Below are 6388 nucleotides of genomic sequence, written 5' to 3' on the forward strand. Positions count from 1 at the left end.
TGCCACCACATAAGAGAATGGGAGGCAGCTTCAGCTCCGGTCCGACGCTTCGGCAACCGCCGCGCTGCCCTACCTGGCTAATCACTCGCTAACCTTCCCGCTGCACCTTCTCACGCCGCGCGGCCTCCGCCGCAGTTGGCGGGTCCATGGCAAAATCCCCCGTTTTCACCGCGCCCTCGCGTATATACTTCGCGATCACAATGCCGTTGGGCGACACGCGACTGGCCGCAAGCTCGAACGCTGCTGGCTCCACCCCATCATCGAACAGCTTCTTGCCCTTCCCTAGCACGACGGGGAACGTGAACGTATTGATTTCATCGACGAGGTCGCTCTTCAGCAGCGTCTGGACCAGCGCAGTGCTGCCTTGGGTGAGAAGTGCCGGTCCGTCTTCCTGCTTCAGCCTGGCGACATCCGATGCCGCGTCACTGAGGGCCACCGACTCCTTCCAGGTCAAATCCAGGCCCTTTCGGGTCGCCACGTACTTCTTGATCGAATTGAAGGTTCTGGCGATGAAGTCATCAGGCCCTTCCTCCGCATACGGCCAGTGCGCGGCGAAGATCTCATACGTCTTGCGGCCAAGCAGCAGGTCGAACGGCTGACGGAACAGCTTATCCATCTCTTCTCCGAACACCTCGTCCACCAGCGGTGCGACCCAGCCGCCGTAGCGGAAGCCACCGGTCGGGTCTTCCTTCGGCCCGCCAGGCGCCTGCATGACGCCATCCAGTGAAACCATGGCGCCGACAATCACTTTACGCATCAACTCATCCTCCTGGTTTGCTTTCGCACCCAGTCGTCGAACGAGACACCACGCAATCGACAGTCCGGTAAACGCGCAGACTACCTTTCACGGTATTGCCGCTTGGCGCACCACCGCTGCTCAGGCCTCCGGCTGATGGCAAACGGCCTCGATGTTATGCCCATCCGGAGCGATGACGAAGGCCGCATAGTAGTTTGGATGATAGTGCGGACGCAGACCGGGAGCGCCGTTGTCCTTGCCACCCGCCTCCAAGGCTGCACGATAGAAGGCCTCGACCTGTTGACGAGTGTCAGCGACGAACGCGATGTGAAGCGGGGCAGGCTTCTCCTTGGCTTGATACAGACACAGCGAGGAATCGCCCCTTCCGCAAAGCTCCACACCGTATGACGGCTCACCTTCGGCCCCTCCCACCACGCCAAGCGGTTCGAGTGCTTTCAGGAAGAAGGCTTTACTTGCCGCATAGTCGCTGACGCCGAATTTGACATGATCAAACATACGCCCTCCGGACTGGTGGGCCGATGGGCCCGCTTTGCATAAACTGATCCTCACGACTTGCCCTAGCATCCAGTAGTCGTATGGGATACGACCTAATCGACAGCCCGCCCCCTTGATTGCCTAAGACAATTGCAGGAGGACACGTTAGCGCACGACAGGCGGAGACGGCGGTGGTTCGATAGCGACCACTTTCACCATGACGCGCCACCACACAAGAAAAGAACGTTGTTGGAGGTAGCTTTAGCTCGCGACCGCGGTGTTGGCCAACCTTGGAGAGAGCACCAGCAATAGCGCGGCACAGAAAGTGAGGAAATCAGCCGACTCGGCGGTCTCAATGACCAAGTGCAACGCCTGACCAATCAGGTATCGTGTTGCCATGCCCCATTGCTATCGCCACTTCACTGCTGAAGACCGAGACGCCATCATGATGATGCGAACTACCCACTCGACCCGGGCCATCGCCGCTCACTTGGGGCGCGCGCCAAGTACCGTGTCACGGGAGCTCGCTCGCCATACCGTCGATGCTAGCAGCGGCTACGATGCCAGCCTGGCTGGCTATAGAGCGCGGTTGGCGCGTCACCGGCCACGTCAGCAACCAAAGCTGCCAGGGAAAACGCATGAAAAACTCTACACAGCGAGAATGTCAGCAAGGTACGTCTCATCCAGCGCAACTTTCTTCTGTTTCCGCCGGATTCCGCCTTTGAAACCCTTCTCCCCTTTTAGGTAATTCAAGGCGATATGACGGATCCGGGCGAGGTTTTCGGCGGCCTGACCGCGGTGGATTTTGCAGGCATCTTCGCGGAGCGCCACATCAAGGGACCAGTGGAGCTTATTCTCGACAAACCAATGCTGGCGGGCCGCTTCGGCGAGCTTTTTGGCGCTCAGCTCGGCTGAGCTGATGTAGTAGCGGATCATCGGTGTCTCTGGTGCTCCGTCTCCTTCCTGACGGAAGCTCATCACCACACCCACCGTTTTCAAGCCGGGCCACTCATAGCTAATATCTTGAAACTCTTCGGTAATATCACTCACGATGTGATAGCGCGTCTCTTGCCGGCCTCGGTTCTTCTCATCAGTGACATAAGCATCCCCTTCAAAATTGGCCACCTTGGCCATGGGGAATGCTGCCTCAAAGGCATCTGCCAGTGCCGGCTGATTCTCCTTCACCGACAGCAGGTAATCCGCGCCCTTCTGTAGGACCTGCGTCGCGATTTTCTTCTGGCAGCCCATGGCATCAATGGTCACCAAACAGCCTTGTAGATTCAGCAGCTTGAGCAACTCGGGTATCGCCGTTATCTCGTTGGATTTCTCCGCCGTCTTGATCTGGCCCAGCACTACCCCATTCGCCGCGCTGAAAGCACTGACCATGTGGATCGCACCTTTGCCCTTGCCTCGACAGTACGAGCCACGCAGTGTCTTGCCATCAATCGCCACCACCGCACCAGCCGTTACGTCATGGCAGGCCTTCATCCACTCGGCAAACGCCGTCTGCAGCTGCTCAGCATTCACTAGGGCCATCACTCTGGCGAGCGTGTCATGGCTAGGGATACCAGACTCAAAATCACCGTATTGGCAGAGAAAATCTAGTTTCGCGTGGTCAAAATCCTCAATTTCGTCCCAACCCTCAGCACCACAGATCACTGCACAGACGGTCAGAAACAGGATATCCGTTAGCTGATGCTGCACTTTCCAGGCCTGGCAGAAGTCGGGAACGATTGATAAATGGTGCATAAGGGACGGTGTCAGCATGGGCTTGGCCGCAAATTCTGAGTGCAACACCTGACCAATCCGGTAAGGTGTTGACCCCATGTCCTAATTCTGAACTCTGCATCGAAGAACGCGCCACGATCCAAGTCAGCCTCAAGCAAGGCTTGAGCATCAGAAAGGTGGCGGACCTGCTGGAGCGATCCCCGTCGACGATCAGTCGAGAGATGCGACGCAATCGATCCCCCGATGGCAGATACCGCGTTTCACACGCTCAACAGTATCGCCATGATCGCCGAGTAGGCTGTCGCCCAAAGCGCAAGCTGCTCCCAGGAAGCCCTCGGTTCGACTTGATTCAGCACATGCTGCGCCAGCGCTTGTCTCCCGAGCAGATCAGCGGCAAGCTCAAGCGTATGACGATGCCTGACCTTCGAGACGCCTACGTCTGCCGTGAAACGATCTACAGTGCCATCTACGCCTTGCCTGTCGGTGAGCTGAGGAAGGAGCTGATCCACTGCTTGCGGCAAGGGAAATCCACTCGAAAGCCCCGCCGTGGGCAAGTGGATCGGCGCAACCAGATTCCTGACATGGTCAGCATTCACCTACGTCCTCCTGAGGTGGCAAAACGCGAATTCCCAGGGCATTGGGAAGGCGACCTCATCAAGGGCAAGGGCAACGCCTCGGCCGTCGGCACCCTCGTCGAACTCAAAAGCGGTTACCTGATTCTGGCGAAGATGAACGATGCGACAGCTACCTCTGCGGTGGAGGGCTTCAGCGCGGCGCTGAATCGCATGCCATTGGCCGCACGAAAGAGCATGGCGTATGACCAGGGGCGTGAGATGACGCAGCACGCCAGGATCACCCAAAACACCGGCGTCGCCATCTACTTCTGCGACCCGCACAGCCCATGGCAGAGAGGCGCCAACGAGAATATCAATGGCCTCATACGGCAGTACTTGCCCAAGGGGACGGACCTATCGGTGTACAGCCAGGAGGAACTGGATGCAATCGCCCCCTCTTAGAGCTCACTCCTCAGATGAGGGGAATAAATAGTACAACTCCTCAAGATTATTTTCATGCACGATGCGCTCCAAAGAGTAACCTTCAGAGTTCGTATAATGGATGTCTGCACCATGTTCAATTAAAGCCTTTACGCCATCAATATTTTCAGCAAGAGCTGCTATTAAAAGAGGGGTATTGTATGGAGCATCATCATCAACGCTAGAATTAGGGTTGAGCGGCATTGACAAAAGATAGTTTAGTTCAGATAGCATGTCTTTCCTCCTTGCCACCTCGAATAAAAGCTCGTTATAAGCTTGAGCTTTCTTTTGCTCAGGCACAGATTCAATTAAAGCTGATATCTTTTCTAAATCATTGCCCTTCCTTAACAAAATATCAAAAAAGGTAGCACCTTTTGGGCTAACAACAGTAAAATCGGCACCATGCTCCAATAGTAGCTCAACCCCGACAAAATTATCATTCACAGAGGCTATCAGAAGAGGCGTGTTGTATATTGCCGTCTCCAGACACGAATGCATTTTTGGATTTGGGTCCCCTCCGTTTTCTAACAGCATAGCCAAAACTTCATTGCTAGACCATTTTGCAGCTGCTTCCACAGGAGTTTCACCTTGAAAGTTCATAACATTAGGGTCCGCACTTTCTGCTAATAACTTTTCAGCTAAAGCAATATCATTGTAAATTGCCGCCATAAGCAAAAGCCCTGCACCACAAGCATTTGTGATATTGGGGTTTGATTCGCTACTAAGCAGCTCAAGCGCTAAAGCATTATTATCCATTGCAAGTATAGCTTGATTAAGCGGTGTATCAGGATCATTTTCATGCTCGCAGGAGCAGTCTGCGATTACACTAAAACTCACCGCAGATAAAATTAATGTAACAATGACTCTAGAGCTATTCTTAATCATCATTTCATGCTCCTATTTTAATCCCAGCTCTCAATCTGCCATGTTTGTTTTCCAGCAGTTTCCCTACAGCTGTTCATATTGTCACCAAACCTTGCAGGCAAGGTTAACAACTTTGAATTTGGTACGACCTTTGCGTCGGAAATTAATTCTTGAATTTTATTGGCCCCATTTACAATCTGCCCTGCTGTTTCAATTTCATCTGGGACCTCGCCTCCTCCCAAGGCAGTCGAAATAATCGCACAACCAAGAATACCTGATGTTGAATTGTCATGGGTTGCGGTTGAAGGACTCAGACCAGCACTGTACCTACCTGAATTGTCATGATATTGACAATGACCGTCTCTATTCACTGCCATTCCTTGTCCTATACAGGCTCGCTCTTCAACACACTCCAAACTGCCGTTCCTACGTTGTACAAGATTCGTGCAAGCTGCCCCCTCCAACCCCAACGGATCCACCATGCCGGTGGGGTTGGTCACGTAACCATACAGGTTGGTGCCGCCATTCAGGCCGATGGGGTCCTGGCTGATATACCTGCCCTGCTGCGGGTCGTAATAGCGGTGGCGGTTGTAGTAGAGGCCGCTCTCTTCGTCGTGCCACTGGCCCTGGAAGCGGATCGGTTGTGGGGTGTTGCCTTGCTCGTCGGTGACCGCCGCCCAGTCATGGGGCTGGGCGTGCCAGAGGGTCTCGCCCTGGGGCGTGACCAGGCGCAGCGGGGTGCCCAGGGCGTCGGTGATAAAGGCGCTAAGGCGGCGCTCTGTTTCACCACTGTGTTGTGCTTCATCGATGCGCAGCATCGGCACGAAGGAGCCGGGTTCGTAGACCACGGTAGTGCGCTGACTGTCGTTTTCCTCCCGCACGATGCGGTCGCCATCCCAGCCGTAGTGGGTGGTGGCCGTGGTGCCGTTGGTGTCGCGCACGGTTTTGCTGATGCGTCGTCCCAGGCCGTCGTAGCGGTAGCTGGCTTCGCGGGTGTAGCCGAGCTCACTGGCCTGGATGAGGTGCACCAAACGATTGGCACCATCATAGCCGAGCGTCAGGCGTTCGCCGTTGGGCTGTTGGCGTTCGATCAGGTTGCCGGCGCCGTCGTAGCGGTAGCGGGTGCCGTTGAGTTGACCAAGGCGGTTATCAGTCAGGGCCTGTTGGCCGTCTAACCGATTGCCCGCGGCGTCCACCGCGTAGCGGTGGGCGTGGTCGCCGTGCTGGCTGCCGATTAGGCGCCCGGCGGCGTCGTAGGTGTAGGCGATGACTTTTGAGGCTTGGTCACCTTGCAGCCCGCGGAAGCTCATCCGCCCCAGGGCGTCGTACTGGTACTGCTGTTCACTGCCGGCGCTGTTGGCGCCGCGCAGGCTGAGGTGATCCAACTGGCCCAGGGCGGTGTAGCCGCGTTCCAGAATCAGCGGTTGGTTGTGCGCATTGGCGCTTGTGCTGAGACGACGCTGGGTCTCCCGGTGCAGGGCGTCGGGTTCCAGGGCGATCTCCAGGTCAAGGCCGGGGGCGCTCATGCCGT

The 6388-nt window shown here is 55.9% G+C and carries 6 protein-coding genes and 1 pseudogene; 2 read left to right on the forward strand and 5 right to left on the reverse strand.

What is annotated here, in order from left to right; genetic code table 11:
• Positions 1–88 precede the first annotated feature (88 nt).
• Both KZO25_RS11710 and KZO25_RS11715 read right to left on the reverse strand, forming a co-directional pair.
• The gene (locus tag KZO25_RS11710) at positions 89–757 is read right to left on the reverse strand and encodes a dihydrofolate reductase family protein (RefSeq protein ID WP_223137092.1); all 669 of its coding nucleotides are present in this window, start codon (positions 755–757) and stop codon (positions 89–91) included.
• A 120-nt stretch (positions 758–877) separates the two neighbouring features.
• Entirely contained in the window at positions 878–1252 is a 375-nt protein-coding gene (locus tag KZO25_RS11715) for a VOC family protein (RefSeq protein WP_223137093.1), read from the reverse strand.
• Positions 1253–1628: 376 nt separating this feature from the next.
• On the opposite strand from KZO25_RS11715, the gene KZO25_RS20005 reads away from it, so the two are divergent.
• The gene (locus KZO25_RS20005; protein WP_262488962.1) at positions 1629–1979 is read left to right on the forward strand and encodes a helix-turn-helix domain-containing protein; all 351 of its coding nucleotides are present in this window, start codon (positions 1629–1631) and stop codon (positions 1977–1979) included.
• Here KZO25_RS20005 and KZO25_RS11725 read toward each other — a convergent pair.
• Entirely contained in the window at positions 1880–2998 is a 1119-nt protein-coding gene (locus KZO25_RS11725) for an ISAs1 family transposase (RefSeq protein ID WP_223137106.1), read from the reverse strand. The genes KZO25_RS20005 and KZO25_RS11725 overlap by 100 nt on opposite strands.
• 50 nt (positions 2999–3048) lie before the next feature.
• Between KZO25_RS11725 and KZO25_RS11730 the strand changes: the two are divergent.
• Positions 3049–3966 (forward strand): annotated as a pseudogene (locus tag KZO25_RS11730) (IS30 family transposase); the annotation flags it as partial.
• A gap of 12 nt (positions 3967–3978) precedes the next feature.
• Here the strand turns inward: KZO25_RS11730 and KZO25_RS11735 are convergent.
• Positions 3979–4881 (reverse strand): ankyrin repeat domain-containing protein, encoded by a 903-nt coding sequence (locus KZO25_RS11735; protein ID WP_223137094.1) that lies wholly within the window; start codon positions 4879–4881, stop codon positions 3979–3981.
• 14 nt (positions 4882–4895) lie between these two features.
• Positions 4896–6388: RHS repeat-associated core domain-containing protein (locus KZO25_RS11740; protein ID WP_223137095.1), on the reverse strand; the 1493-nt coding region annotated here is incomplete at its 5' end.

It is taken from the genome of Halomonas sp. ANAO-440 (assembly GCF_019915905.1).
GTDB classification, from domain to species: domain Bacteria; phylum Pseudomonadota; class Gammaproteobacteria; order Pseudomonadales; family Halomonadaceae; genus Halomonas; species Halomonas chromatireducens.

Excerpts from the sequence above, each read along its gene's own strand:
- KZO25_RS11710 (WP_223137092.1), bottom strand. The coding sequence starts at position 757 with ATGCGTAAAGTGATTGTCGGCGCCATGGTTTCACTGGATGGCGTCATG.
- KZO25_RS11715 (WP_223137093.1), bottom strand. The coding sequence starts at position 1,252 with ATGTTTGATCATGTCAAATTCGGCGTCAGCGACTATGCGGCAAGTAAA.
- KZO25_RS20005 (WP_262488962.1), top strand. The coding sequence starts at position 1,629 with ATGCCCCATTGCTATCGCCACTTCACTGCTGAAGACCGAGACGCCATC.
- KZO25_RS11725 (WP_223137106.1), bottom strand. The coding sequence starts at position 2,998 with ATGCTGACACCGTCCCTTATGCACCATTTATCAATCGTTCCCGACTTC.
- KZO25_RS11735 (WP_223137094.1), bottom strand. The coding sequence starts at position 4,881 with ATGATGATTAAGAATAGCTCTAGAGTCATTGTTACATTAATTTTATCT.